Source organism: Yersinia similis, from assembly GCF_001053095.1.
Taxonomy (GTDB): Bacteria; Pseudomonadota; Gammaproteobacteria; order Enterobacterales; family Enterobacteriaceae; genus Yersinia; species Yersinia similis.
Genome location: NZ_CGBP01000004.1, coordinates 49,197 through 75,721 on the forward strand (window position 1 = coordinate 49,197; position 26,525 = coordinate 75,721).

The following is a 26,525-nucleotide window of genomic DNA, read 5'->3' on the forward strand; positions in this document are numbered from 1 at the left end:
TTGGCTATCAGCCATGATATATCACTTATCTTGATATTTTTTGGTTCTGCGGGTTGGCCGGGTATGCGCCGGATCATCAGGCCAGACATGTTTGGGGTAACGCCCTTTCATCTCTTTTTGTACCTCACGATAAGCCCCCTGCCAGAATGCCGCTAAATCGCCGGTAATCTGTAATGGCCGATGGGCGGGGGAAAGCAGTTCAAGCACCACCGCAACCCGCCCGCCCGCCAGCATAGGGCTTTGCTGTTCACCAAAAACCTCCTGCAAACGTACCGCCAACACCGGCGGCCGGTCGACATAATAGCGGATTGCCAAGCGACTGCCAGTGGGCACAGTGTAATGAGTTGGCAGTTCAGTATCCAGCTGTTGGCGTTGTTTCCAATCCAACAAGCGGGTTAAGGCTTCAGCAATATTCACCTGCCGAAGCCCACGTAGATCACGAACACCGGATAATGACGGCTGCAACCAGAGCGCCAGTTTATCCTGTAAACTGTCGTCATCAACAGCGGGCCATGGCTCCTCTGGCAACCAACGGGCGGCACATTGTAAGCGGGTACGTAGCTGCTCGGCAGGTTCATCCCAGTTAAGTACCTGTAATCCTTGCTCCCGAACCCAGTTTAGCAATGCCTGCTGTAATGCCGCGTCATCCGGTTTAGCCAATGGCTGCGCCCGCAGGATCAAGCGCCCGATTTGCCAGCGTCGCCAGGCTCGCAGCGTACCTTTTTCATCATCCCACTCCACCACCGTACGCTCTTCCACTTGCCGCGGTAGACACTTCACCAGTTGTTCAATGTCAACGGGCAAGGCCAGTAAGATGCGCGCGTCTGGCCCGCTGTGGCTTTGTAATAAGCCAACCGCCACTAGCCAGGGTGATCGCGATAGCGCCTCGTCCTGCGCCATAGCGGCCCCCATACCATTAGCCAACAGGTAACGCCCATCCTGCCCGCGCTGCTGGGCGATACGATCTGGATAAGCCAGCGCCAGCAATTGTGCGGCCAGCGCGTGGTCTACACTGCCCACGGGTGCTTTAATCCTCTGGGTCAGTTGCCTGGCGCGCCGCTGCCAGTGAGGCTGTGGCCGACTGAGCCAGTCATGTAAATCTATCTGACCAGAGCGAGGTGGCTCCTCCAAAATAGCCGCCAACAACGCAGCCGTAGCCAGTGCATCAGGGCTATGCCCCGCCCCAAAGCACAACATGGCCGCCAAGCGTGGCTCACAGCCCAGCGTTGCCATGGTGCGCCCCGTGGCCGTCAACAGCCCCTTGTCATCAATGGCATCCAGTTGCCCTAATAAATCACGGGCAACAGCCAGTGCCGCCGCCGGAGGCGGGTCGAGCCAACAGAGTTGTGCGGCATCCTGACACCCCCAACTCAGTAATTCCAACCACAGACCGCATAAATCGCTGTTCAGTATTTCCGGTTCACTGTATTCAGCCGCCCGTTCAGCCAGCTCTTTGGCAAATAGATGCCAACAAATACCCGGTTCTAATCGCCCGGCACGGCCTGCGCGCTGGACCATCGACGCCTGACTGATACGCTGAGTGACCAAGCGAGTCAGACCGTTTTTAACATCAAAATGCGCAACCCGTTCCAGCCCGCTGTCAACCACCAACCGGATACCCTCGATGGTCAAACTGGTTTCGGCAATATTGGTGGCCAGCACTACTTTGCGCCGCCCGATAGCGGCCGGTTGAATCGCTTTCTGCTGTTCACTGAGTGGCAAGGCACCGTACAGCGGGCACAAATCGGTATCGTTGGCGACCTCGCCATATAGCCGTTCCATCACTCGATGGATTTCACTGACACCCGGTAAAAATAGCAACAAGGAACCAGGCTGTTCATTGAGTAAGCGCTTAACTCGGCTGGCAATCCCCTCTTCCAACCGTTCATGGCTGGAAAGAGGCTGATAACTGCGTTCAACCGGGAAACTGCGCCCACCCGAAACAATGGCCGGTGCGGTGGGTAACAAAGCAGAAAGGCGCTGGTTATCCAGCGTGGCTGACATGATTAATAGTTTCAGGTCATCGCGCAGCCCCTGTTGCACATCCAGCAACAACGCTAGCGCCAAATCTGCTTGCAGACTACGCTCGTGGAATTCATCGAGGATCACCAATGACACCCCCTGAAGCTCGGCATCCTGCTGTAGCATCCGTGTCAGAATGCCTTCGGTTACCACTTCCAGGCGAGTATCCGGCCCGATCTTGCTTTCTGCGCGCATCCGATAGCCTACTGTCTGACCGGGCAATTCACCCAATTGTTGCGCCAAACGGTAAGCCACATTTTTCGCCGCCAGTCGCCGTGGCTCTAACATGATGATGCGGCCCGGTGACCCGCTATTAAGAAACTGACTTTGTTGCAGGATTTGTAGCGGCAGCCAGGTAGATTTACCGGCCCCGGTCGGGGCATGAAGCAGGACTTGCGATGAGGATTGCAATGCAGATAGCAACTCGTCGAGCACTTCACTCACCGGTAACGCCGCTATCGCAACATCATTTTTTCTATCACTCAACACAACATTCGTCTCCACGCGCTCTACTTTTATCGTTAGCCACTGTAGTTTTATCGCTAGCCACTGTAGCTTTATCGCCAGCCATTGTAGCATCATGATCGTAAAGCGTATTTAGCCGAGTGATAATGCCAACCTAATGACAAATACCGTTGACGAATTAAAAAGTGTCCGCCGCCTATTCTTTGCCCTGACACTGCCTGATGCCATGCAACAAGAGATTGTGCAATGGCGATCTGACCATTTCTCGCCAGAGGTGGGTCGCCCTATCGTGGCCGCTAATCTGCACCTGACACTGGCATTCCTTGGTGAAGTCAGTGCAACAAAAGCACAGTTGTTGCAGCAGCAAGCCGGGCGTATCCAACAAGCAGGTTTCAGCGTGACATTAGATGATATCGGCCATTGGCCCGGTTCAGGCGTGATTTGGCTGGGATGTAAAAACCCACCTCGTGGCCTGTTGCAATTGGCGCAGCTGCTACGCTCCCAGGCAGCACGTAGTGGGTGTTATCAAACGCCGCTGCCGTTTCATCCCCATATTACTTTGTTGCGTAACGCAACCCGCCCGGTGGCATTACCTGCCAAGAGCGGCAATGAGACCTTCCAGGCGGACCATTTTTCGCTATATGAATCGGTCTTCGCGCGGGGCCGCACCCGCTATAACATCTTACAAAGCTGGCCGCTGTCTGGCAGTGAAAGGAAACCAAATGCCTTCTAACGCCAACTTGCCACCATTTAACCCCCAATTACTGCCATTTAACCCCCAGTTACTGCAATTTAGTCCCCAGTTACAACCCGCCACACTTATTCTGCGGTACAAACGCTTTTTAGCTGATATTGTGACGCCCGCTGGAGAGGCGCTGACTATTCATTGCGCGAATACTGGAGCGATGACGGGTTGTGCTACGCCTGGAGATACCATCTGGTATTCAACATCAGATAATCCGAAACGGAAGTATCCCCATAGCTGGGAGCTGACACAGACCCAAACCGGTGATTGGATTTGTGTCAATACGATGCGTGCCAATGAGTTAGTGAACTTGGCAATTGAAAAAAATCAGATTGCTGAATTATCTGGTTACAATTTTGTCAAAAGAGAAGTTAAGTATGGCGAAGAGAACAGCCGTATAGACTTGTTATTACAAGCAGAAGATAGACGTGACTGCTATATTGAAGTCAAATCAGTCACCTTATTACAACAACAGTGTGGTTATTTTCCAGATGCGGTTACTCTAAGGGGCCAGAAGCATCTTCGGGAATTACAAAATAGGGTTGTCAGCGGCCACCGGGCAGTACTTTTCTTTGCGGTATTGCATACGGGAATCAAACAAGTTGCACCAGCCCGACACATTGATCGTCGCTATGCAGAGTTGCTAGTCCAGGCTCAGCAGGCAGGAGTAGAGGTTATTTGTTATGGTTTTCAACTATCGCCTGACGGTATCGAGCTAAGCGCCCGTTTACCGTTATTACTGGACGAAATGCTTTCATCAGAAAACGCTGAATAAAAAAGCAATTACTGGATAAAGTGGCTCGCCAAGTACGCCTTCCTTCACACCATTGTCAAGCAGGCGACAGGAATAATTGCCAACCTACCTCCCTTCTGTTATTTATAGCGGCCTGATTTTTCCCCCTATTGGGGATTTCGATAGTGCGTATGAATGTAGGAGAAGCATCATGCAAGAAGGGCAAAAACGTAAAACCTCGTCCTTGAGCATTCTCGCCATCGCTGGGGTAGAGCCTTACCAAGAGAAGCCAGGCGAAGAGTATATGAACGCCGCCCAGCTGTCGCATTTCAAGCTGATTCTTGAAGCATGGCGCAATCAGCTTAGGGATGAAGTAGATCGTACTGTATCGCATATGCAAGACGAAGCTGCTAACTTCCCTGATCCGGTGGACCGTGCCGCGCAGGAAGAAGAATTCAGTCTTGAACTTCGTAACCGCGACCGCGAGCGTAAACTGATTAAAAAGATCGAGAAAACGCTGAAAAAAGTTGAAGATGACGATTTTGGTTTCTGCGAGTCTTGTGGCGTAGAAATTGGTATCCGTCGTCTGGAGGCACGGCCAACTGCAGATTTATGCATTGACTGTAAAACCCTGGCCGAAATCCGCGAAAAGCAGATGGCAGGCTAACACAGCATAATGTGTAACACGGTGCCAGAGCCCTCTCCGGCACCGTATTTGATATGTCGGACCCCTTCTTTTTATGTCTGAAGACACTGGTTCTCAACTATTTGGTTCTCAACCATCCAGTTCTAAACCATCCGGTTCCCAGCCCCCCGGTTTTCAGCTAGTCGCGGCTCAACTGTTTGCTGCTGCTCAACCACGTACTCCCCAATCTCCCAATACTCAACAGCCAGTGGTTCAACAAGCGGCTATTCAACGATCAGCTAATCAACAATTGTCTAATCAACGATCAACTAATCAACCAACAGAATATATTGGCCGTTTTGCACCTTCGCCATCAGGGGATTTGCATTTTGGTTCGCTGATTGCCGCACTCGGGAGTTATCTGCAAGCCCGTGCTCAAGGCGGGAAGTGGTTAGTTCGCATTGAAGATATTGATCCCCCCCGTGAAGTTCCCGGCGCGGCCTCACGTATTTTAGTGGCCTTAGAGCATTATGGCCTCCATTGGGACGGCCCGGTCATCTATCAATCACAACGCCATGAAGCGTATCGGGCCACGCTCAACTGGCTGGAACAGCAGGGATTAAGCTATTACTGCACCTGCACCCGTAGCCGCATCCACCAGCTCGGCGGGTTCTACGACGGCTATTGCCGTGATCGTCATTTGCCCGCCAGCGAAGCGGCTATCCGTTTGCGGCAGACTCAGCCGGTTTACGTCTTTTATGATAAATTACTCGGCGAACTGCATGCTCACCCTGCGTTGGCACAAGAAGATTTTATTATCCGTCGCCGTGACGGCCTGTTCGCTTATAATCTGGCGGTGGTGGTGGATGATGCTTTTCAGGGCGTGACCGAAATTGTACGAGGTGCTGATTTGATTGAGCCGACGGTGCGCCAGATAGCACTCTATCAACAGTTGCAACACCCCGTCCCCGGCTATATACACTTGCCGTTGGCGCTGAATAATCAGGGGAACAAGCTCTCCAAGCAGAATCATGCTCCCCCCTTGCCTAATGGCGATCCACGTCCTATTTTAATCGATGCATTAAAGTTTTTACGCCAACCACTACCGGAATACTGGCAAGATCTTGATTTGTATTTATTATTACGTTATGCCGTTGAACATTGGACGTTGGCGTCAATCCCACTCAAGGGGGCAATAACCCCACAGAAAACACAACGGCATTCTCAAAGTAAGCATGGTGAGCTATGATTAGCCGCTGTTTTTCTGTCGTTCTGTTATTTATTAGCCACTATCGAGGTGTACCATTTTTACCCGAGTAGCCAATTTCTGCCGTAAGGTGCTGATCCGCGAAGACAAAACTGTCCGTGATGACAAGACCTGTAAAGATAAAGTGCCCGGTGAAGATAACGTGGCCCGCAAAGAAAGAAAGCCTGCCAGAGCACATACTGGCCGCAAGAGTCACGCGGTGTCGTCTTCGGAACAGCGTCAAATGGCGATTATTCCGCGGGATCAGCACAATATCTCCCGCAGAGATATCAGTGACAATGCACTGAAGGTTCTCTATCGCCTGAATAAATCAGGTTACGAAGCTTATCTGGTGGGCGGCGGTGTCCGCGACCTGCTGCTGGGCAGAAAACCCAAAGATTTCGATATCACCACCAGTGCCACCCCCGAACAGGTGCGAAAACTGTTCCGTAACTGTCGTTTGGTTGGCCGCCGCTTCCGTTTGGCTCATGTGATGTTTGGCCCTGAAATTATTGAAGTAGCGACTTTCCGTGGGCACCACGAGCAGCAACAAGCAGAAGACAGCGATAAGAACTCCTCCCAGCAGGCGCAAAATGGCATGCTGCTGCGTGACAACATCTTTGGTTCCATCGAAGATGATGCTCAACGCCGCGATTTCACCATTAACAGCCTCTACTATGGTATTTCTGATTTTGCGCTGCGTGACTACACCGGCGGCTTGCGTGATCTGAAAGAAGGTATTATTCGTCTGATTGGCGACCCAGAAACCCGTTACCGTGAAGATCCGGTACGGATGCTGCGTGCGGTTCGTTTTGCCGCAAAACTGGATATGTCAATCAGCCCGGAAACGGCAGAGCCTATACCGCGGCTGGCCTCACTGTTGCGCGAAATCCCGCCCGCCCGCCTGTTTGAGGAGTCACTCAAGCTGCTGCAATCGGGCTACGGCTATAAAACCTATTAAAAACTGTGCGAATACCAGCTTTTCCAGCCGCTATTCCCACTGATTGCCCGTAATTTTACTGAACAGCATGATTCGCCGATGGAGCGTATTCTGGTTCAGGTACTGAAAAATACCGATCACCGTCTGCATAATGATCAGCGGGTTAATCCTGCCTTCTTATTTGCAGCGATGCTGTGGTATCCGCTCATTGAACATGCGCAGAAATTAACGCAGGAAAGCGGCCTGGCCTATTACGATGCCTTTGCACTGGCCATGAATGATGTACTGGACGAAGAGTGTCGCTCACTGGCGATCCCTAAACGCATCACCTCGCTGGTACGGGATATCTGGTTGTTACAACTGCGTCTGTCACGTCGTCAGGGGAAACGTGCCCATAAATTGATGGAGCACCCTAAATTCCGAGCGGCTTACGACCTGTTGCTCCTGCGGGCTGAAGTGGAAAAGAATCACGAGCTGCAACGCTTGGCGCAGTGGTGGGGTGAATTCCAGGAAGCCACACCCACACAACAGAAGTCTATGCTAAATACACTAGGTGCGGATCCTGCGCCACGGCGTTCACGTCCACGCCGCCCACGTAAACCAGTATCCCGTAATGAAGGGGCATAATTTTCACCATGATCCGGGTCTATATCGCGCTAGGTAGCAACTTGGCTATGCCACTGCAACAGGTTAACGCGGCACGGGAAGCCTTGGCGCATCTGCCGCGTAGCCAGTTAGTGGCCTGTTCGCCACTTTACCGCACCAAGCCATTAGGCCCACAGGATCAACCCGATTTTCTCAATGCCGTAGTCGCACTGGATACGTCACTGCCACCAGAACAGTTGCTGGATCACACGCAAGCAATTGAACGTAACCAAGGTCGGGTGAGAAAAGAACAGCGCTGGGGGCCACGGACGCTGGATCTGGATATTATGCTGTATGGCGATCAGGTGATAAAAACCGATCGCCTGACTGTTCCGCATTATGGTCTGAAAGAGCGTGAATTTATGCTCTATCCACTGGCCGATATCGCCCCAGATCTTATTTTTCCCGATGGCGAATCCCTATCAGAATGCCTTAAACGGGTCGATAAGAACGGCTTGGTTCTCTGGTAATATCACTTGTTCACACACGGCAAAATCCTCTGTTTCCCCGCTTTTTTATTCTTCGATACCCAGACTCTGCCCGTGCGTTGGGCCATTCATTACGTTATATTGATATAACATGATGATTATCAATTAAAAATAGCCCACCTCGCCGTCAGGCCAGGGTTGCAGTAGAATGTCGTGCAGATAATCTTATATTCCATCCCGTAATGGGCAGGTATTGGTTTATCCGTTTGTTGATAAAGTTGTTCACTTTAATTTCAGGAGACAAAGTGATGAAAGCCACCACCATGAGCCAATTACGCCAATGGAAACAAGAGAAACGTAAGTTCGCAACACTGACTGCCTATGATGCCAGTTTTGCCCGGTTATTTGCCGAACAGGGTATTCAGGTGCTATTGGTGGGGGATTCGCTCGGTATGACGTTACAAGGGTTCGATTCCACTCTGCCAGTGACCGTTGCCGATGTAGCCTATCATACCCGTGCGGTGCGCCGTGGTGCGCCTCATTGCCTGTTATTGGCCGATATGCCATTTATGAGTTATGCCACTCCAGAACTGGCCTTTACCCACTCGGCAGAGTTAATGCGTGCCGGAGCCAATATGGTCAAACTGGAAGGTGGGAGCTGGCTGTGCGATACCATTCGCATGTTGGCAGAACGCGCAGTGCCGGTTTGTGGGCATCTGGGGCTTACGCCGCAGTCGGTGAATATTTTCGGCGGTTATAAAGTGCAAGGCCGTGAAGAGGTGGCCGCCAATCAACTGTTGCAAGATGCTGTTGCACTGGAACACGCAGGGGCGCAACTGTTGGTACTGGAATGTGTCCCGGTAGAACTGGCACAGCGGGTGACCGAAGAATTAACCATACCGGTTATTGGTATTGGTGCTGGAAATGTCACTGACGGTCAGATTTTGGTTATGCATGATGCACTCGGTATTACTGGGGATCATACGCCAAAATTCAGTAAAAACTTTTTGGCACACAGTGCGGGTGATATTCGTGCCGCCATTAAGCTCTATATTGAAGAAGTTGAGGGGGGGATTTATCCTGCTGAAGAGCATACATTCCAGTAACTGAATCATCAATATTTCTTCTAAAATAGGGAGTTTTCAAAATAGGCTCCTCCTAAAACAGACGGTTCCTAAAATAGGAGAAGGGGAATGCTGATTATTGAGACATTGCCATTGCTACGTCAACAGATCCGCCGTTGGCGTCAGGAAGGTAAGCGAATTGCCTTGGTACCCACCATGGGTAACCTGCACGAAGGGCATATGACGCTGGTAGATGAAGCAAAAAACCGCGCTGATGTGGTTGTGGTGACTATTTTTGTTAATCCGCTGCAATTTGAACGGCCGGATGACTTAGCCCGTTACCCGCGGACCTTACAGGAAGATTGCGAGAAACTGACCCGCCACGGTGCGGATCTGGTGTTCGCACCAGTCGCGGCCGATATCTACCCTGCGGGGCTGGAAAAGCAAACGTATGTTGATGTTCCCGCCCTATCGACCATTTTGGAAGGAGCCAGCCGCCCTGGTCATTTCCGCGGTGTCTCAACCATCGTCAGCAAGCTGTTTAATCTAATCCAGCCAGATGTCGCCTGTTTCGGCGAAAAAGATTATCAACAGTTAGCCTTGATCCGCAAAATGGTGGTGGATATGGGTTATGACATCAATATTGTTGGGGTATCAACGGTGCGCGCGAAAGATGGGTTAGCGCTAAGTTCGCGTAACAGCTACCTGACGGAAGAAGAACGTCAGATTGCACCACAGCTCAGTAAGATCATGTGGGTGCTGGCGGAGAAAATGACCTTAGGCGAACGGCAGATTGACACCCTGCTGGAAGAGGCGGCAGAGCAGCTACGCCGTGCAGGCTTTACGCCCGATGAACTGTTTATCCGCGACGCCGAGACCTTACAACCACTAACTGTCGATAGCCAGCAAGCGGTGATTTTGATGGCCGCCTGGCTGGGTAAAGCTCGTCTGATTGATAACCAACTGGTTGATTTACGCCACTGATATTTTACCGATCAGGGTATGGGCTAGAGTGGTGACAATCACACCCAAAAAATACCAATCAGGCGGTTGCGAATTACCATCAAGCCGCTAGTTGGCCCAAAATCAACCAGGAACGCCAAGGCAAAAGTCACTATCAACGGTATTCCCCTCGCTCGGAGCCCGTGACCGCCGATGAGCAACGGTTTGGTGAGTGAGAGACGCGAATACCGTAGAAGTGGAATGAAATAAAAAGGCAGCAAGGAACATTTATAGATAGAGCGTCAATCATAGACAAGTGGTATAAAATCAGCAAAAATGAGTTGGCATTTTTTGCAGAAAGTCTTAGGCCGCGGGCCGCTTAGCGCGAAATCGATCCGGGTCTATTTTTATGATTGAGCCACTCCCTGAATCAGTAGATTATAGGGTCTGGCAATAGATTTAATCAGGGTCAAAGGTAAGAGTTATGATACGCACTATGTTGCAAGGCAAACTACACCGGGTCAAAGTCACTCAAGCGGATTTGCACTATGAAGGCTCCTGCGCCATCGATCAGGATTTTCTGGAAGCCGCAGGTATTCTGGAATATGAAGCCATTGATATTTATAACGTTGATAACGGTCAGCGTTTTTCAACCTATGCGATTGCTGCTGAGCGTGGTTCGCGGATTATCTCCGTGAATGGTGCCGCAGCACGCTGCGCTTGTGTCGGTGATAAGCTCATTATCTGTTCTTATGTACAGATGTCAGATGCTGCTGCCCGCTTGCACCACCCCAAAGTGGCTTATTTTGAAGGTGAAAATCAGCTACAACGCAAGGCTAAGGCGGTACCGGTTCAGGTCGCTTAATCCCCCTGCGTACCCCACAGGGGGATTAAGCGATGTTTGTTCCCACCGAATCACTGGCCAGATAGCATAATGACACTGTTAGCCCCAGGCGCTTAAATAAAGCACCTGGGGCTAATGACAAAGCTCAACGAGTGAAAAGTTAACCGCACTGCTCCGATGAATTACGTCATAACGTTGCTAATCTGTCTCCATCGCCGCTGGTGCCGGTTTTACCGCAACCGCACCGGGTTGATTGGCAATGCGCTCCGCCATGGTCGGTATTGAGTCAGTACGTAGAATATAGAGCCGTTTCAAGGTATATGGATTATCGCCTGGCTTAACCTTGCCTTGCATGGTGGTCACCGCTAAGTGAAAACCGGCATTCTTCGCCGCATTAACCGCTGTTTGATTAAAGCCACCGAAGGGATATGACAGAAAAATCACATGCGGATTGAACTGCGCTAATGCCCGACGTGAGCGTTCAAAATCAAAAATGATGTTGTGATAAGAGCGACTCAATAAGATGGGATGGTGCCTATTATCAGTACGGTGTAAAAAATGCGTATGAGACTGTATATCAAACACATCTTGAATTCCTTTCAGTTCAGAAATACTCATAAACTGTAATGAGTCTGGATTCCATTTCTGTGGATGCCGTTTAATACGCGAAGAAATAATAAACGCCGTGGCGCGGAAGCCGTTCTCTTTCAGAATAGGATAAGCATAGCGACTCACTGACTTCAAACCATCATCAAATGTCAGCACCACAACTTTAGCAGGCAGATTAATCTTGTTATTCAGATAGCCTTCAAGTTGATACAGAGAAATGGTGTCATAACCCGCCTGTTTGAGATAAGCCATTTGATTACTGAACGCCACATCAGATGTCGTGGTTGATGTATTCAGGAAACGTTTATTTTCCTCGTTCTTCAACATGTGATGGTAAGTCAGGATCGGAATACCGTTGTCTATCTCCGCGTCTGCGCTGCTGACATACCCCAAACGATCACCAATATTGACCTGATACCACGTATTACTTAACCGATCTTTTAGTTTTCCAACAATGGGATAACGTAAGTTCTCTACCAGAACAGCAAATTGTTCACTGCGCACATCAGCGGCTAAATAAACCTTGGCCTCACGCGTCGTCAGAATATTTTGATTCGGCAAGGGCTTATTTAAATCGCCCAACATATCGTTGTTTTTTTGTGCTTTATTAATCTCACGTAAATCGTCTTTATCTATAAAACCGGTACCGTTGCCAAATTTGAATTCATAGTATTCCGCCGCGGCAGGGATTACCTGCAACAACTGATCTTTCCGAATTTCGCCAACAGGGATCACCCGCTCGCCAACCAGCGAATACACTTCGCTATCGCGTTCGGTCATCATATATTTCGGTGGTGTTACCTCTACATTTGGCAAGAGGTCAGCATGGGTTGTCGGTATCATTATTACCGACATGACAATACCGAGTAGCATCCCAATCGCTATTCTGTTTTTGTGCCACATGTTCGTTCTACTTATGCGCATTCGGCGCTGAATGGAAAAGGGAGATAGTACGCGTCAGCATATCACGAGAGACTTGAGGTTGAGAAAGACGTTATCAGGTAAGCACACAATTTATTGACAGGCCCATCGCCAGTTACATTGCCAAAATCATTGACGCTACAGTAAGGCGGCAAACGAGCACCACTGTAGCGCCAATGACAAGAGAATATATTAGGTACGTAACCCGGTTCCACGTTCAATCAAATACCATGCCCAAGCATAGAATGCCGCGATAAACACCACTAAAACGCCAATGGTATAGACCAGGGAGACATCAGTAATACCGAGGAACCCATAACGGAAGCCGCTGATCATATAGACGATAGGGTTAAGCTTCGATACCGCCTGCCAGAAAGGTGGCAATAATGATAACGAATAAAATACCCCTCCCAGATAGGTCAATGGCGTCAGCACAAAAGTTGGCACCAAACTGATGTCATCAAACGTCTTGGCAAATACCGCATTCAGCAACCCCCCCAGGGAGAATAGAATGGCCGTCAGCATCAGCGTCAAGGCAATCATTGACCACGAATGGACATGCAATGGTACGAAAAATAGCGAGATAATCGTCACCAGAATGCCGACACAAACGCCGCGCGCCACCCCACCACCGACATAACCAATAATGACAATATGCGTAGGCACAGGGGCTACCAGCAACTCTTCGATACTGCGCTGAAACTTCGCTCCGTAGAACGATGCCGCCACATTTGAGTAGGCGTTGGTGATAACCGCCATCATAATCAAACCTGGGACGATAAACTGCATGTAATCAAAGCCCCCCATATCGCCAATCCGGGCACCAATTAGGTTGCCGAAGATAACAAAATAGAGAGACATCGTAATCACTGGTGGCACCAGTGTTTGAATCCAAATACGTGCAAACCGCGTAATCTCTTTGATCCAAATACTCTGCAATGCTATCCAATACAGGCGGGTCATGCTTTCTCTCCCTCATGGCCATTAACCAAGGTCACAAACAGCTCTTCCAGACGGTTGGCCTTGTTACGCATACTTTGTACCTGAACCCCCTGTACGTTCAGTTGGCTAAATAAACTATTCAGGCCCTGTTCACGCTTAACATCCACTTCCAACGTAGAGGTATCCGTCAGACGATATCCATAACCTTCCAGTTTAGGCAGTGGACTCTTCGCCCCGAGATCAAAAATAAAGGTTTCTGATTCCAGCTTACTAAGCAGCTTTTTCATGGTGGTATTTTCCACCAATTCTCCATTCTGGATAATGCCAATGTTGCGGCACAGCATTTCTGCTTCTTCCAGATAGTGAGTCGTCAGAATAATCGTCGTGCCCTGCGCATTCAGCTCTTTCAAGAACCCCCACATGGAGCGACGTAATTCAATATCTACACCCGCCGTAGGCTCATCTAAGATCAGTAACTTAGGTTCATGCATCAGCGCCCGTGCAATCATCAAACGGCGTTTCATGCCACCCGATAAACGGATCGCACGCTCATCACGTTTGCTCCATAAATCCAACTGACTGAGATATTTCTCAGCCCGCGCCAACGCGTCTCGCCGAGTCACACCGTAGTATCCGGCCTGGGTAATCACTATCTGCAACACCGTTTCAAACGGGTTGAAATTAAATTCCTGAGGCACTAACCCGAGCTGACGTTTGGCATTCACAATATCGTTATCGATATCGTAGCCAAAGACCTGAACCTTGCCGGATGTTTTGTTCACTAATGAACTAATAATACCGATAGTAGTGGATTTCCCCGCCCCATTCGGACCGAGCAGAGCATAAAAGTCGCCTGCCTCTACGTGCAGATCGATACCACGCAGTGCCTGAACGCCACCCATATAGGTTTTGGTCAGCTGCGTTATTTCCAGTGCATATGTCATAAGTAAAAAGGAACCTTATTCAATGGGTTTCTCGGTGGTCCTGCGCACCCATAACGTATTTAACCCTCCCCAGACGAGGCACGTTACGGGTAACATAAAAAATCAAACAGGCACCAAAAAGATATTACGCAGACAATATTGCGTTATTACCGGAGCTACTGTTCCGATTTCAAAATCGGAATCCTTACCGTATATTATCCTATCGCAACCCGAACACTACAGGCTATTTACATTGATGAAAGAAATAGAAAAGCTCATTGAGAACAATCGAACTTGGTCAAACACCATTTGTAAAGATGACCCCGGTTTTTTTGAGCACTTGGCTCAATCTCAAAAACCGCGCTTCCTGTGGATTGGTTGTTCAGACAGTCGCGTTCCCGCAGAGCAGTTAACCGGGTTGAAATCAGGTGAGCTATTCGTTCATCGTAATGTTGCCAACCTGGTTATCCATACCGATCTTAACTGCCTGTCAGTCGTCCAATACGCTATTGATGTTCTTCAGGTAGAACACATTATTATCTGTGGCCACCTTGGCTGTGGTGGTGTTGAAGCCGCCATCAAAGGCGAAGAGATGGGGCTTATCGATAACTGGTTACTGCACATTCGGGATCTTTGGTATAAGCACAGCTCATTGCTGGGTGAATTGCCGCAAGAGGAACGCAGTAATGTGCTGTGTCAGATAAACGTGGTGGAGCAAGTGTATAACCTTGGTCATTCAACCATTGTGCGTTCAGCCTGGAAGCGCGGGCAAAAAGCCATGATCCACGGCTGGGTATACGGTATTGAAAATGGTCTGCTGCGTGATTTAGAAGTCTCAGCCACCAGTCTCGGTAGCCTGGAAATGGTGTATCGCAAAGCGATGGCTGAGTTATTACAAAACAATAAAGAGGACCATTAAGTCGCTCTGGGAGGGTACGTTAAAACGCACCCTCTCCCACCAAATCCTTCCACTAAATTAAGAGTCCCGGAGCGTACATACAGTACGTGAGGATTCTGAGCACTGCGTAAACTCAAAATGGCGACGCGCAGTAGCCCGATCACTCGTCTAAAGTGACGACCTTACCTACATACGGAAGATGCCTGTACCGCTGCGCATAATCGATCCCGTAGCCGACAACAAACTCATCGGGAATGGTGAAACCCACCCACTCAACCGGAACTTGCACTTCACGACGCTCGGGTTTATCCAACAGCGTACAGATAGCCAGTGATTTTGGGCCACGTAGTTGCAGAATTTCACGTACTTTGCTCAGCGTATTACCTGAATCAATAATATCTTCGACAATCAACACATCTTTACCACGGATATCTTCATCCAGGTCTTTCAGGATTTTCACATCACGGGTGGTGCTCATACCGTTGCCGTAGCTGGAGGCCGTCATAAAATCGACTTCATGAGAAACATCAATGGTACGGCATAAATCAGCCATAAACATAAATGAGCCACGGAGTAACCCCACCAGCACCATATCACTGCCACTGTCGCGGTAATGTTCAGAGATTTGGTGGCCTAATTCGGCGATACGGGTTTTTACTTCCTGTTCGGAAATCATGACTTCTACAGTGTGCTTCACAGCCAACATACCTATTTGAATGAATGAACTTGTATATCAATGAGAAACCGGCGCTGATGGCCTCAATGATACCGATTGATGCCCATAGCTTAACACACATCAGGAGGCATCCCGTGGCTCTGCCAGCTTAGGCGGAGATAAAGTATAACAAAAATGAACAACAGGATGCATTGATGACGGTTTTATAAGATTGAGTGGCGTGGCTTGGTGTCCATCCATTTGTTGATTAACGAAATGCTGACTATTCGCAAACTAACATTGAGAGATATACTCAAGTTACGTCAAGATGCAGGTCGGCAGCAACCGAGTAAATCCCCAGGAGCTTAGATAATTGAGTGACTGGGGTGAGCAAGGGCGGCTAACACCCCTGCATCTTGAAGGGCGATGGGTATATAATGAGGAAACGAGCCATTGAGGCTCAATATTGCCTCTGGATAATGCTCTCACAAGGAATGTTTTAATGAACTATCAGTCCACTAGCCTACTAATCTATTCCGCAAGTTTTACTGTCATTGCTGCCATTAGCCTGTTTGTGGCATTTTTTGGTTTGAATGCCCCGCTATTTTACTACCTTGTTGTTGGTTTGGTTTTTAGTGTGTGGATTTCATTACATTTGCATCGAATGGCAGAAAAAGGCGTGGTCTATCTGATTGCTGAAAAAACGCAATGGATGGTCTATGTCAGGGGGATACCCGTTCAAGAAACCCGAACACCGCTAAAAAATCCGTGCTTTCTCAGTGTCACTTATATGACCACCTTCTTTCGGCGCTTCCTGATCATCAAATTGTTAATGCAAGCCACAGCGATTTATTTAGCCCTACAGCAAACCCTTGAACTTGAGCCTACTGACCCCCCTTATCTGCTATTGGCTGTCAGGGTGCTCGCTGTGGTGATTATCTGTTTCCTGATCAACAAAATATGGCAAACAGTTAAAAACATGATCACACTTCAACGAGCTGAATGGCTGATTGAAGAGATCCCCAGAGAGGGTTTTAGCTATTATCAGGCTTATATCATTAGGAATGATAAAAAGAGCGGAAATCAGATACTTCTGCCTGCACTGGCTGAATTGCTAAAAGTATAGCGCCGCAACAACCTTCGTTGCCCCGCCCTTCTTTGATCATCCCCTCCAATTATCACCTCCTCCAACTATCATTTCGATAGCCCTCGGTCATTTCAATAAAAAATCCCCGGCCAACCGACCGGGGTATGGCTCAGGCACTGACGGTAAAGCCCAACATCATGCCAGTATCTTCATGCTCTAATAGGTGGCAGTGAGCCATATAAGGCGTACTGGCGGGGGCGAGATAATTAAAGCGCACCAGTATCTCACTGCGTGCGCCTTCAACGCGTACCATGTCTTTCCAACCACGGCGATGCTCTGCTGGCGGTTTACCATTCTCCGTTAAAATACGGAACTGTGTGCCGTGAACATGGAATGGATGCAGCATCATGTCGCCTTCACCCGAAATGGTCCACTTCTCATATTTGCCCTGCTTCGCGTCAAACGCGGGTTCGGTCATTGAGAAAGCTTTGCCGTTAATCCTATTTGCGTGATTGAAATTAAAGGCTGGCGCACTGTTCATTGTGCCGTGATCCATGCCTTTCATTTTACCTTGGCTCATATCTGACATATTGCTATGGTCCATCCCCCCCATGTCACCATGATTCATGTTCATACCGGCCATGGCTTTCGTACCATAACGCGCCACTAAGGCCTGCATCCCCAGCATATCGAGCTTTGGATCCATCATCAGTTGGAACCAGCGTTCTTGCACACCAGTGACATCAGCTAACGCTGGGATCACAACGAGAGAATCTGGCAAAACCTGACTACCGACAGCCAGTGAGGGTTGGATCCGTAGCACAGGCAGCGGCTTATCAAACGGGGCTAAGGTCATGCCCATCTGTGTGACTGGCAGGGTGACCAGATCGAGAGACTTACCATCGCGGGTATCCACCAGCACTTCGAAACGCTCGCCCATCAATATCGGCAACTCTCGCACCACAACGGGTTCGGCTAATAACCCGCCATCGCTGGCAATTACGTACATTGGCCGGCCATCGCTAAGCGCCAGATTCAGCGAACGGGCATTACAGCCATTGAGTAGCCGTAACCGCACCCAGCCACGTGGCGTAATTTGTTGCGGATAAAGAACGCCGTTAGTCAGCATCCGGTCACCAAACCAGCCGACAGCGGCGGTCATCACATCAAGCTGATAGTCAATCTGCCCATGCTTATCGAGCAATTTATCCTGCAAAATTACGGGAATATCGTCCACGCCCCACTGTTTTGGCAACGGCAGTTTCTCACTATCGCTGTCATCAATCAGGACTAACCCGCCTAACCCCATCGCCACTTGGTGACCGGTTTTACTGTGAGTGTGCGGATGGAACCAACACGTTGCGGCGGGTTGCTCCACCGCGAAGGTAACCTGACGCTTTGCCCCCGGCTGAATCAGCGCTTGTGGGCCACCATCAACCTCGCCGGGGATCTCCAAACCGTGCCAATGTACCGTGGTTGCTTCCGGTAAAGAATTAGTGATATCAATGGTTACCGCTTTACCCCGCTGCAAACGAATCGCTGGTCCTAATAAATTACCGTTATAGCCCCAGGTTTGCGTCGCAGTGGAAGGTAACCAGGTCACACTGCCTGTCTGAATATTCAGATTAATTTTACCGTTTGCATCCGGTTGGAGCAGAGGGGGAATGGGTAACGGGGAAAAATCTGCGGCCAGTGCCGCCCTGCTCCATAAAGGCAGTGATGTGGCAGCCCCAAGAGCGGCTGTTAACTTAAGAAAATCACGGCGATGCATGGTCGTCTCCCTTCTTGATTATGAGTAAATGCTGACCGTAGGTAAGTACCTGCATAGCACATTGATATTTTGATATGAAGACCGTCCGTTGGCGCAAAGAGAGTACATTGGCATAAAAACGGTCAATTGGCATACAAGTCATCCGTTGATACAAAAATAGCCCGTTGACATACAAATCGTTCGTTGACACATAAAAAGCACTGAGTGCAAGCTTAAACCCTCCCCCTACGGGAAGGTCAAGAAGCAATCACTCACGCTATGCTTTCGCTCAATACAATAAAATTTAGTTTGTGACATCACTGTGTGGTAACGTCTGTGAACAATAAATAAACCTATTTCTGCTATGAAAAGAACAACGTTAGTCATGCTGCTGCTTACTCTGTGCGGATTCTCATCTGCCAGCTTTGCATTAAGTGAATCTGAAGCAGAAGATCTTGCCGATCTGACCGCTGTTTTCGTTTATCTAAAAAACGATTGTGGTTATCAGGAACTCCCTAATAACGAAATTAAGCGAGCCATTGTCTACTTTGCGCAGCAAAATCGTTGGGATCTCCGCAATTACGATAGCTTTAATATGAAAGCATTAGGTGAAGACAGCTATCGCGATCTACGTGGCATCGCCCTTCCTACCCCTATAAAATGTAAGTCTCTCGCCCGTGACTCTTTGGGTTTATTAGCCTACGCTAATTGACCATCCCACCTTTACGCCTTCTGCCTGAAATTTGACCGTGCAACCTCAGGCAGAGTTGGCTATGATATTGCCCCCCATTTTTCATGGCTGTTACTGCGAAGGAGAGGCCCCGAACATGTCACAGAAAGAACTATGGTATGAAACATTACATGCCAACTTCGGCCAATACTTTTCTGTTGAAAATGTACTGTACCGCGAAAAAACCGAGCATCAGGATCTGGTGATTTTTGAAAACTCAGAGCTGGGCCGCGTAATGGCATTGGATGGCGTGGTGCAAACCACAGAACGTGATGAATTTATCTATCACGAAATGATGACCCACGTTCCTTTGCTGGCCCACGGGCAGGCAAAAAAGGTGCTGATCATCGGTGGTGGCGATGGCGCAATGTTACGAGAAGTCAGCCGTCACAGGAATATTGAGCAGATTACCATGGTGGAAATTGACGCCGGGGTCGTAGAATTTTGCCGCCAGTATTTACCTAATCATAGCGCGGGGGCGTATGACGATCCCCGTTTCAAGCTGGTCATCGACGATGGCGTGAATTTCGTTAACCAGACCACTGAAAAATTTGATGTCATCATTTCTGACTGTACCGACCCTATAGGTCCCGGCGAGAGCCTGTTTACCTCCGCATTTTATGAGGGATGCGCCCGCAGCCTGAATGAGGGGGGCATTTTTGTTGCACAAAACGGTGTTTGTTTCCTACAACAGGATGAAGCCGTCAATAGCCATAACAAGCTTAGCCACTATTTCAGTGATGTGAGTTTTTATCAGGCTGCTATTCCAACGTATTACGGCGGTATTATGACCTTTGCCTGGGCGACACAGAACCCGGCACTTCGCCAGTTGGATCTCGCTACCTTGCAAAACCGCTTTGCCCAAGCTGGCTTGGCCTGCCGCTACTATAACCCAGCGATTCATGTCGGCAGCTTTGCTTTACCACAGTATTTGCTAGATGCCTTAACGACTATACCCAAAGTCACTGGCGTCGCAACCAAGCATGATTCAAGTGAATAAGAGCCGCTAGCAACGCCGTCATGTCGAGTAAACAGGGTATAAACGTTGAGTATTCATTCGTAAGGAGGTGAACTAAATTGTCCAAGCTTAAACTGCACGGCTTCAACAACCTGACCAAAAGCCTGAGTTTTTGTATTTACGATATTTGTTATGCCAAGACCGCAGACGACCGCGATGGCTATATCGCCTACATTGACGAACAGTACAATGCCAATCGCTTGACCGAGATCTTGAGCGAAACCTGCTCGATCATCGGTGCAAATATTTTAAATATTGCTCGTCAGGATTACGATCCCCAAGGGGCCAGCGTCACCATTTTGGTCAGTGAAGAGCCCGTTGATCCGCGCGATGTTGATACCTCTGAACATCCCGGCCCGTTGCCAAGCGCCGTGGTGGCCCACCTGGATAAGAGCCATATCTGTGTGCATACTTATCCAGAAAGCCACCCTGAAGCGGGGTTATGTACTTTCCGTGCCGATATCGAGGTCTCTACCTGTGGGGTGATTTCTCCGCTGAAGGCCCTGAATTACCTGATCCATCAGCTCGAATCCGATATCGTGACCATGGATTATCGGGTACGGGGTTTCACCCGAGATATCAACGGGGTAAAACATTTTATCGATCACAAAATCAATTCTATTCAGAACTTTATGTCCGATGACATGAAGTCGCTTTATCACATGATGGATGTGAACGTTTATCAGGAAAATATCTTCCATACCAAGATGATGCTGAAAGATTTCGATTTAAAGCATTATCTGTTTAACGCCAAGCCGGAAGAGCTGAGCGCAGAAGAAAAGGAACGTATTACCCGCCTGTTATACAAAGAAATGCAGGAAATCTACTATGGCCGCAATGTGCCGGAAGTGTGATGTATTACAGCCTATACTCTAAGTAATTCCGTGCTATTTACACAAAGTTAAAGGTGATCGCTCCGGCGATCACCTAAAAACAACTCGCCGCAGTTACCCGTTCTGGGTTGCCAGGTAATCCCCCCATTTTTAACGGATGTCTTAAGTAAAATCAGGCTACCCGTTTAATATGTTATATCGGCGTATAACCCTGTAATGCCATTGCTCATCAAGTTGGCAGATGAGCGACTGGCGAGGACGTTATCCGCTTCGGCGCGAGTTTTTTAAAGCACGGAGACGGTGTTGAGGCCGATTTTCAGCACTCTGGCGGTATCGCGGACACCGGAGCCATTGAAAGCCATTTCAACAATCTGCTCTTTCACCCCAAGTTCACGGGCTTCGTAGGTGTAGGTAAGCTGAAATACCCGGTGGCAATGAACATTAGCGCGACCATAAGCAAATCTCGAAAACTCGCATTGTACCTCAGTTCCAACTAATTGGAGGCATTACCGAATTAATAACCAGACTTAACAATGATTATTGATAAATAATAATTCCCCACGATTTAATATGTATAACCTAAATAATTCGAGTTGCAGGAAGGCGGTAAATAAAAGTATCGAATGATGCTTACATAAATAGATAATCGGGTTACCGGGAACAGATTTGCAGAGCGCAGACAACACACTGGCAACTTGAAAGATGACAAGTATAAGAAGATGATATTCTCTCCATTTAGCATTGCACAAGGAAGATGCTCCTTTAATGAACCGCCTCCCAACCCTGTATGGCATTATTGCAATTTTACTGTGGAGCATGAGTGTCGCCTTAACTCGCGGACTGGCCGAAGCTCTGGGGCCATTCGGTGCCGGAGCAGCCATCTACAGTGTCAGTGGAATTCTGGTATGGCTAGTAGCGGGTAAGCCTAGAGTGCGTGGGCAACACCCTGCTTATCTGTATGGTTGCGGTTTGCTGTTTGTGGTGTATATGGTGGCCTTCGCTCTGGCAATCGGTATGGCTAATGATCGCCAGCAAACACTGGAGATAGGCTTAATCAATTACCTATGGCCGAGCCTAACGCTGCTATTGGCAATACCGTTGCTGAAACTCCGCGCCCGTTGGTGGTTATGGCCGGGGGCAGGTCTCGCTCTGTTTGGTGTTATCTGGGTAGTCAGTGGTGGCCAAGGGCTGGACGTTAAAACGCTCGCCGTGAATATCAGCAGCAACCCGCTGGCGTACAGCCTGGCGCTGATTGCGGCATTCACCTGGGCGGGCTATTCCAACTTAGTACGGTTATATAGCCAAGGGCCAGGGGCGCTGCCGCTGTTTTTAATCGCCTGCGCCCTGTGCCTGTGGTTGATGTTCTTTATGTGGACTCCGGGCAAACTACACTTTACCCCACGAGCTATATTTGAATTGTTACTAATGGGGGCGAATACCGCCTTGGCCTACCAGTGTTGGGATATTGCAATGAAAAAAGGCAACGCCACACTGGTCGCTGCCCTATCCTATTTCACGCCATTGTTATCAATATTGATTGCAAGCTTGTGGCTCAATACCTTGCCTTCTGCGGCTTTCTGGCCCGGTGTTGCCATGGTGGTGGCGGGTTCGTTGCTATGCTGGTCAGCCAGCCGAAATACCCTTAGTACGTGAAGCCAGGGCTGTTAGCGATATTCGCTTACCAAATCGCTTACTTATTCTAAGCTCATTGGGGGCGCTCTCTTGCTGCTTACCTGCAACTCCATGTTCTTTGGGTAATATATTATTGAGTAAGGATAAAAGCCCGATAACCTTTCAACACCAGCAAAAAATCCTCTAAACCGCATAAGCAGAGGCTTTCTTCATCGTAATAATTCATGCCTTCCTCCATCTCATCGCCATCGAGATCTAATTGATTGGCACGCACCATCACTTCTTCACCATCCAGCCACAACGTATATTCATGGCCCGGTAGCTGCCACTGGCGCTCACTCCCTCTGACACCATTAGCCGCCGTTTCAATGTGGTCCAGTTTGACCAGATCACCTTTGATCTCTTCATTCAGCCAATGGCCGATCACTTCATGCCCCATGGAGAATTTGACGAGTACTTGCCCGGTTAAATCACGCAAGAATTCATAATCCATAGCACGTCCTCCTGATGCTCTTTTTATTAGTGTAAACATTATTACCAACCTAGCTTGGCGAAAGCTCACACTACTTAAAATACCGCGAGCATTACAACATAATGTGATGTTTAAAACATGATGGAATGGTTAAAACATATTGTCTAATAGTTAAAACATAGTTGATAGTTAAAACATAATTGATAGTTAAAACACAATTGATAGTTAAAACACAATTGATAGTTAAAACACGGCACCGTTTTTAAAATAGAAACGGGAGGCCAATGGCCCCCCGTTTTTAGCAGATGCGAATAGATACCCAACGTCACTGACAGAGGGTATCACGCCTTACACAGCGGTTTGGAAGATCACACCGTCAGCTTTATCCGTATATTGACTTAATTGATCAAAGTTCAGATAACGATAAGTATCCTCGGCGGTCTTATCAACCTGCGCCATGTAAGTCTGATACTCATCAGGCGTTGGTAAACGCCCAAGCAGAGACGCTATCGCCGCCAGTTCAGCCGACGCCAAATAAACATTCGCTCCAGTTCCTAAACGGTTCGGGAAGTTACGGGTTGAGGTGGAAACCACCGTCGCACCGTCAGCAACCCGCGCCTGGTTACCCATGCACAGTGAACAGCCGGGGATTTCAATACGGGCACCGCTCTTACCAAAGACGCTGTAATAGCCCTCTTCTGTCAGCTGTGCTGCATCCATCTTGGTCGGTGGTGCTACCCACAGGCGGGTAGGCAACTGACCTTTATGCTGATCCAGTAACTTACCAGCAGCACGGAAGTGGCCAATATTGGTCATACAGGAACCGATAAAGACTTCATCGATTTTGCTGTTAGCCACATCAGACAACAAGCGAGCATCATCCGGATCGTTTGGTGCACACAGGATAGGCTGCGTGATCTCAGCCAGATCGATTTCGATTACCGCGGCGTATTCAGCATCGGCATCACCTTCCAGCAGATTCGGGTTTGCCAGCCAGCTTTCCATCCCATTAATACGGCGCTCCAGCGTGCGACGATCACCGTAACCTTCCGCAATCATCCACTTTAGCAAGACAACGTTGGATTGCAGGTATTCGATAATTGGCGCTTTATCCAGCTTGATGGTACAACCGGCAGCAGAACGCTCAGCAGAGGCATCCGCCAGCTCGAAAGCTTGTTCTACTTTCAACTCTGGTAGACCTTCAATTTCCAGAATTCGGCCTGAGAAGATGTTTTTCTTGCCTTTCTTCTCAACCGTCAGCAAGCCTTCTTGGATCGCGTAGTAAGGGATAGCATGAACCAGATCACGCAAGGTAATACCCGGTTGCATCTCACCTTTAAAGCGTACCAATACAGATTCAGGCATATCCAATGGCATGACGCCAGTCGCTGCCGCAAAGGCCACTAAACCAGAGCCAGCGGGAAAGGAGATCCCGATAGGGAAACGGGTATGGGAGTCACCGCCAGTACCGACAGTGTCCGGTAACAGCATACGGTTCAGCCAAGAGTGAATGATACCATCGCCCGGACGTAGCGATACACCGCCACGGTTCATGATGAAATCAGGCAATGTGTGATGGGTCGTCACATCTACTGGCTTAGGATACGCTGCAGTATGACAGAATGACTGCATTACCAAATCGGCAGAGAAGCCCAGACAAGCCAAGTCTTTCAGCTCATCGCGAGTCATAGGCCCGGTAGTATCCTGTGAGCCGACCGACGTCATTTTAGGTTCGCAGTATTCACCAGGGCGCACACCCGCGACGCCACAAGCACGGCCAACCATTTTCTGCGCCAGTGAGAAACCTTTATTACTCTTGGCTACCGGCTTCGGCACACGGAACACATCGCTGATGGGCAGGCCCAGTGACTCGCGGGCTTTAGTGGTCAAGCCACGACCAACGATCAGCGGAATACGGCCACCGGCGCGTACTTCATCCAACAGCACATCAGTTTTCAGTTCAAAGGTGGCTAATACTTCACCGGTGTCGTGGCGACGAACTTCACCCTGATACGGGAAAATATCGATCACGTCGCCCATATTCAGTTTGGCAACATCGACTTCGATTGGCAGAGCACCGGCATCTTCCATGGTGTTAAAGAAGATTGGGGCAATTTTACTGCCCAGAACCACACCACCACCGCGCTTATTCGGCACGTAAGGAATGTCGTCACCCATAAACCATAATACGGAGTTAGTCGCCGATTTACGGGAGGAGCCGGTACCCACAACATCGCCCACATAAGCTAGCGGGAAACCTTTTTTATTCAGTTCTTCGATCTGTTTTATCGGGCCAACACTACCCGGCTGATCTGGATGAATCCCTTCACGGGCGTTCTTCAGCATCGCCAACGCATGTAATGGAATATCCGGGCGCGACCATGCATCAGGGGCAGGAGATAAATCATCAGTGTTAGTTTCACCCGTGACTTTAAATACAGTTACGGTGATTTTTTCTGCCAACGCCGGACGGGATAGATACCATTCCGCATCAGCCCAAGATTGTATGATTTGTTTCGCATACGGATTGCCAGCTTTGGCTTTATCTTCTACGTCGTAGAAGTTATCGAACATCAGTAACGTGTGGGATAACGCTTTCGCCGCGATAGGTGCCAGTTGCTCATTATCCAAGGCATCAATTAGCGGGTGGATATTATAACCGCCTTGCATGGTGCCAAGCAGCTCAACCGCTTTCTCTGCGGTGATCAGTGGGGAGTGGGCTTCGCCTTTGGCGATAGCAGCCAGAAAACCGGCTTTAACGTAAGCTGCTTCATCAACACCGGGTGGAACACGGTTAATCAGCAGGTCTAATAGGAATTCTTCTTCGCCCGCAGGCGGATTTTTTAATGATTCAACCAGCGCTGCCATTTGTGACGCATCTAATGGCTTGGGGACGATACCCTCTGCAGCACGCTCGGCTACGTGCTTACGGTATTCTTCTAGCACGACTTTCTCCTCGCTCTTATTGTCATTTATTTTACCCGGCTATCTATACCCGTAATACTTCAAGCTGCATGTGCGTTGGCTACGCTCAATCACCCAAATCACTTATTGGTATATAAGCTCATCGGGCCTCTCTCGCTTGCTGCCCTCCTGCACCTTAAAATCTATTAGGTATATTGCTACCAGCCATCAGCACTGATGTAGTCGATGTAGGGTAAGACGTCCAGTTTCGCCCTGCCAGCATACCAGTATTTAAACTCAGTGTTAATTCGTTCACATAAAAGCAACATTAAATTTTTGCTGAATCGTTGAGTGCAGTGTAATCACCTGAGATATTGATAATCACTCTCACTTGGCTTGTTGCTGACAAGGTTTATCGGTAAAACCAGCTGCTCATAATAACCATAACCAAT

General features: G+C 49.0%; 22 protein-coding genes and 2 pseudogenes. 15 read left to right on the forward strand and 9 right to left on the reverse strand.

Annotation, left to right across the window (positions count from 1 at the left end; all coding sequences use genetic code 11):
* Positions 1 to 21 precede the first annotated feature (21 nt).
* The gene (gene hrpB, locus AC971_RS04580) at positions 22 to 2,601 is read right to left on the reverse strand and encodes an ATP-dependent helicase HrpB (RefSeq protein WP_048677424.1); all 2,580 of its coding nucleotides are present in this window, start codon (positions 2,599 to 2,601) and stop codon (positions 22 to 24) included.
* Positions 2,602 to 2,644: 43 nt separating this feature from the next.
* On the opposite strand from hrpB, the gene thpR reads away from it, so the two are divergent.
* From thpR to panD, 9 genes and pseudogenes are all read left to right on the forward strand, one after another.
* Positions 2,645 to 3,220, forward strand: coding sequence for an RNA 2',3'-cyclic phosphodiesterase (gene thpR / locus AC971_RS04585; protein WP_025382637.1), 576 nt, complete (start codon positions 2,645 to 2,647; stop codon positions 3,218 to 3,220).
* Positions 3,210 to 4,007 carry a DNA/RNA nuclease SfsA gene (gene sfsA / locus AC971_RS04590; RefSeq protein ID WP_071825472.1) on the forward strand — a complete coding sequence of 266 codons (798 nt, stop codon included), beginning with the start codon at positions 3,210 to 3,212 and terminating at the stop codon, positions 4,005 to 4,007. The genes thpR and sfsA overlap by 11 nt, the downstream gene beginning before the upstream one ends.
* Before the next feature lie 169 nt (positions 4,008 to 4,176).
* Positions 4,177 to 4,632, forward strand: a complete 456-nt coding sequence (dksA, locus tag AC971_RS04595; protein ID WP_002209354.1) for an RNA polymerase-binding protein DksA — start codon at positions 4,177 to 4,179, stop codon at positions 4,630 to 4,632.
* A gap of 226 nt (positions 4,633 to 4,858) precedes the next feature.
* A complete protein-coding gene (gene gluQRS / locus AC971_RS04600; RefSeq protein ID WP_025382635.1) occupies positions 4,859 to 5,839 on the forward strand; it encodes a tRNA glutamyl-Q(34) synthetase GluQRS in 981 nt (326 codons plus the stop codon).
* A 241-nt stretch (positions 5,840 to 6,080) separates the two neighbouring features.
* Positions 6,081 to 7,403: pseudogene (gene pcnB / locus AC971_RS04605) on the forward strand (polynucleotide adenylyltransferase PcnB).
* Positions 7,404 to 7,411: 8 nt separating this feature from the next.
* Positions 7,412 to 7,891 carry a 2-amino-4-hydroxy-6-hydroxymethyldihydropteridine diphosphokinase gene (gene folK, locus AC971_RS04610; RefSeq protein WP_025382633.1) on the forward strand — a complete coding sequence of 160 codons (480 nt, stop codon included), beginning with the start codon at positions 7,412 to 7,414 and terminating at the stop codon, positions 7,889 to 7,891.
* A 266-nt stretch (positions 7,892 to 8,157) separates the two neighbouring features.
* A complete protein-coding gene (gene panB / locus AC971_RS04615; protein WP_025382632.1) occupies positions 8,158 to 8,955 on the forward strand; it encodes a 3-methyl-2-oxobutanoate hydroxymethyltransferase in 798 nt (265 codons plus the stop codon).
* An 87-nt stretch (positions 8,956 to 9,042) separates the two neighbouring features.
* A complete protein-coding gene (gene panC / locus AC971_RS04620) occupies positions 9,043 to 9,897 on the forward strand; it encodes a pantoate--beta-alanine ligase (RefSeq protein ID WP_025382631.1) in 855 nt (284 codons plus the stop codon).
* Positions 9,898 to 10,339: 442 nt separating this feature from the next.
* Positions 10,340 to 10,720 (forward strand): aspartate 1-decarboxylase, encoded by a 381-nt coding sequence (gene panD / locus AC971_RS04625; protein WP_011191751.1) that lies wholly within the window; start codon positions 10,340 to 10,342, stop codon positions 10,718 to 10,720.
* A gap of 177 nt (positions 10,721 to 10,897) precedes the next feature.
* Here panD and AC971_RS04630 read toward each other — a convergent pair whose 3' ends face one another.
* From AC971_RS04630 to AC971_RS04640, 3 genes are all read right to left on the reverse strand, one after another.
* The gene (locus tag AC971_RS04630; protein ID WP_025382630.1) at positions 10,898 to 12,211 is read right to left on the reverse strand and encodes a polysaccharide deacetylase family protein; all 1,314 of its coding nucleotides are present in this window, start codon (positions 12,209 to 12,211) and stop codon (positions 10,898 to 10,900) included.
* 210 nt (positions 12,212 to 12,421) lie between these two features.
* On the reverse strand, positions 12,422 to 13,192 hold the full coding sequence (locus AC971_RS04635) for an ABC transporter permease (RefSeq protein ID WP_025382629.1): 771 nt from the start codon (positions 13,190 to 13,192) through the stop codon (positions 12,422 to 12,424).
* Positions 13,189 to 14,115 (reverse strand): ABC transporter ATP-binding protein, encoded by a 927-nt coding sequence (locus AC971_RS04640; RefSeq protein WP_025382628.1) that lies wholly within the window; start codon positions 14,113 to 14,115, stop codon positions 13,189 to 13,191. The genes AC971_RS04635 and AC971_RS04640 overlap by 4 nt, the downstream gene beginning before the upstream one ends.
* 235 nt (positions 14,116 to 14,350) lie before the next feature.
* Here AC971_RS04640 and can point away from each other — a divergent pair, with 235 nt between their 5' ends.
* Positions 14,351 to 15,013, forward strand: a complete 663-nt coding sequence (gene can / locus AC971_RS04645; protein ID WP_025382627.1) for a carbonate dehydratase — start codon at positions 14,351 to 14,353, stop codon at positions 15,011 to 15,013.
* A gap of 139 nt (positions 15,014 to 15,152) precedes the next feature.
* On the opposite strand, the gene hpt is transcribed toward can, so the two are convergent.
* Positions 15,153 to 15,698 (reverse strand): hypoxanthine phosphoribosyltransferase, encoded by a 546-nt coding sequence (hpt, locus tag AC971_RS04650; RefSeq protein WP_025382626.1) that lies wholly within the window; start codon positions 15,696 to 15,698, stop codon positions 15,153 to 15,155.
* Positions 15,699 to 16,149: 451 nt separating this feature from the next.
* Between hpt and AC971_RS04655 the strand changes: the two genes are divergently transcribed.
* Positions 16,150 to 16,773 (forward strand): hypothetical protein, encoded by a 624-nt coding sequence (locus AC971_RS04655; RefSeq protein ID WP_025382625.1) that lies wholly within the window; start codon positions 16,150 to 16,152, stop codon positions 16,771 to 16,773.
* Positions 16,774 to 16,903: 130 nt separating this feature from the next.
* On the opposite strand, the gene cueO is transcribed toward AC971_RS04655, so the two are convergent.
* Entirely contained in the window at positions 16,904 to 18,505 is a 1,602-nt protein-coding gene (cueO, locus tag AC971_RS04660; RefSeq protein ID WP_025382624.1) for a multicopper oxidase CueO, read from the reverse strand.
* 343 nt (positions 18,506 to 18,848) lie between these two features.
* On the opposite strand from cueO, the gene AC971_RS04665 reads away from it, so the two are divergent.
* The 3 genes from AC971_RS04665 to speD all read left to right on the forward strand — a co-directional run bounded on the left by AC971_RS04665 (position 18,849) and on the right by speD (position 21,086).
* Complete coding sequence (locus tag AC971_RS04665) at positions 18,849 to 19,196, forward strand: YacC family pilotin-like protein (protein WP_038402130.1); 348 nt, start codon at positions 18,849 to 18,851, stop codon at positions 19,194 to 19,196.
* A gap of 115 nt (positions 19,197 to 19,311) precedes the next feature.
* Positions 19,312 to 20,214: a polyamine aminopropyltransferase gene (speE, locus tag AC971_RS04670; RefSeq protein ID WP_025382622.1), complete on the forward strand. Its 903-nt coding sequence runs from the start codon at positions 19,312 to 19,314 to the stop codon at positions 20,212 to 20,214.
* Positions 20,215 to 20,291: 77 nt separating this feature from the next.
* Entirely contained in the window at positions 20,292 to 21,086 is a 795-nt protein-coding gene (speD, locus tag AC971_RS04675; RefSeq protein ID WP_025382621.1) for an adenosylmethionine decarboxylase, read from the forward strand.
* A gap of 192 nt (positions 21,087 to 21,278) precedes the next feature.
* On the opposite strand, the pseudogene AC971_RS24175 reads toward speD, so the two are convergent.
* A pseudogene (locus AC971_RS24175) lies at positions 21,279 to 21,499 on the reverse strand (IS1-like element transposase); the annotation flags it as partial.
* Positions 21,500 to 21,830: 331 nt separating this feature from the next.
* On the opposite strand from AC971_RS24175, the gene yddG reads away from it, so the two are divergent.
* Positions 21,831 to 22,718 carry an aromatic amino acid DMT transporter YddG gene (gene yddG, locus AC971_RS04680; protein ID WP_025382620.1) on the forward strand — a complete coding sequence of 296 codons (888 nt, stop codon included), beginning with the start codon at positions 21,831 to 21,833 and terminating at the stop codon, positions 22,716 to 22,718.
* 109 nt (positions 22,719 to 22,827) lie between these two features.
* On the opposite strand, the gene yacL is transcribed toward yddG, so the two are convergent.
* Both yacL and acnB read right to left on the reverse strand, forming a co-directional pair.
* Complete coding sequence (gene yacL / locus AC971_RS04685) at positions 22,828 to 23,190, reverse strand: protein YacL (RefSeq protein ID WP_025382619.1); 363 nt, start codon at positions 23,188 to 23,190, stop codon at positions 22,828 to 22,830.
* A 327-nt stretch (positions 23,191 to 23,517) separates the two neighbouring features.
* Positions 23,518 to 26,115 carry a bifunctional aconitate hydratase 2/2-methylisocitrate dehydratase gene (acnB, locus tag AC971_RS04690; protein ID WP_025382618.1) on the reverse strand — a complete coding sequence of 866 codons (2,598 nt, stop codon included), beginning with the start codon at positions 26,113 to 26,115 and terminating at the stop codon, positions 23,518 to 23,520.
* Positions 26,116 to 26,525: the final 410 nt, after the last annotated feature.

What these genes read in the sequence shown, in the direction of transcription:
- hrpB (WP_048677424.1), bottom strand. Translation starts at nt 2,601, where the DNA reads ATGCTACAATGGCTGGCGATAAAGCTACAGTGGCTAGCGATAAAACTA.
- thpR (WP_025382637.1), top strand. Translation starts at nt 2,645, where the DNA reads ATGACAAATACCGTTGACGAATTAAAAAGTGTCCGCCGCCTATTCTTT.
- sfsA (WP_071825472.1), top strand. Translation starts at nt 3,210, where the DNA reads ATGCCTTCTAACGCCAACTTGCCACCATTTAACCCCCAATTACTGCCA.
- dksA (WP_002209354.1), top strand. Translation starts at nt 4,177, where the DNA reads ATGCAAGAAGGGCAAAAACGTAAAACCTCGTCCTTGAGCATTCTCGCC.
- folK (WP_025382633.1), top strand. Translation starts at nt 7,412, where the DNA reads ATGATCCGGGTCTATATCGCGCTAGGTAGCAACTTGGCTATGCCACTG.
- panB (WP_025382632.1), top strand. Translation starts at nt 8,158, where the DNA reads ATGAAAGCCACCACCATGAGCCAATTACGCCAATGGAAACAAGAGAAA.
- panC (WP_025382631.1), top strand. Translation starts at nt 9,043, where the DNA reads ATGCTGATTATTGAGACATTGCCATTGCTACGTCAACAGATCCGCCGT.
- panD (WP_011191751.1), top strand. Translation starts at nt 10,340, where the DNA reads ATGATACGCACTATGTTGCAAGGCAAACTACACCGGGTCAAAGTCACT.
- AC971_RS04630 (WP_025382630.1), bottom strand. Translation starts at nt 12,211, where the DNA reads ATGTGGCACAAAAACAGAATAGCGATTGGGATGCTACTCGGTATTGTC.
- AC971_RS04635 (WP_025382629.1), bottom strand. Translation starts at nt 13,192, where the DNA reads ATGACCCGCCTGTATTGGATAGCATTGCAGAGTATTTGGATCAAAGAG.
- AC971_RS04640 (WP_025382628.1), bottom strand. Translation starts at nt 14,115, where the DNA reads ATGACATATGCACTGGAAATAACGCAGCTGACCAAAACCTATATGGGT.
- can (WP_025382627.1), top strand. Translation starts at nt 14,351, where the DNA reads ATGAAAGAAATAGAAAAGCTCATTGAGAACAATCGAACTTGGTCAAAC.
- hpt (WP_025382626.1), bottom strand. Translation starts at nt 15,698, where the DNA reads ATGTTGGCTGTGAAGCACACTGTAGAAGTCATGATTTCCGAACAGGAA.
- AC971_RS04655 (WP_025382625.1), top strand. Translation starts at nt 16,150, where the DNA reads ATGAACTATCAGTCCACTAGCCTACTAATCTATTCCGCAAGTTTTACT.
- cueO (WP_025382624.1), bottom strand. Translation starts at nt 18,505, where the DNA reads ATGCATCGCCGTGATTTTCTTAAGTTAACAGCCGCTCTTGGGGCTGCC.
- AC971_RS04665 (WP_038402130.1), top strand. Translation starts at nt 18,849, where the DNA reads ATGAAAAGAACAACGTTAGTCATGCTGCTGCTTACTCTGTGCGGATTC.
- speE (WP_025382622.1), top strand. Translation starts at nt 19,312, where the DNA reads ATGTCACAGAAAGAACTATGGTATGAAACATTACATGCCAACTTCGGC.
- yddG (WP_025382620.1), top strand. Translation starts at nt 21,831, where the DNA reads ATGAACCGCCTCCCAACCCTGTATGGCATTATTGCAATTTTACTGTGG.
- yacL (WP_025382619.1), bottom strand. Translation starts at nt 23,190, where the DNA reads ATGGATTATGAATTCTTGCGTGATTTAACCGGGCAAGTACTCGTCAAA.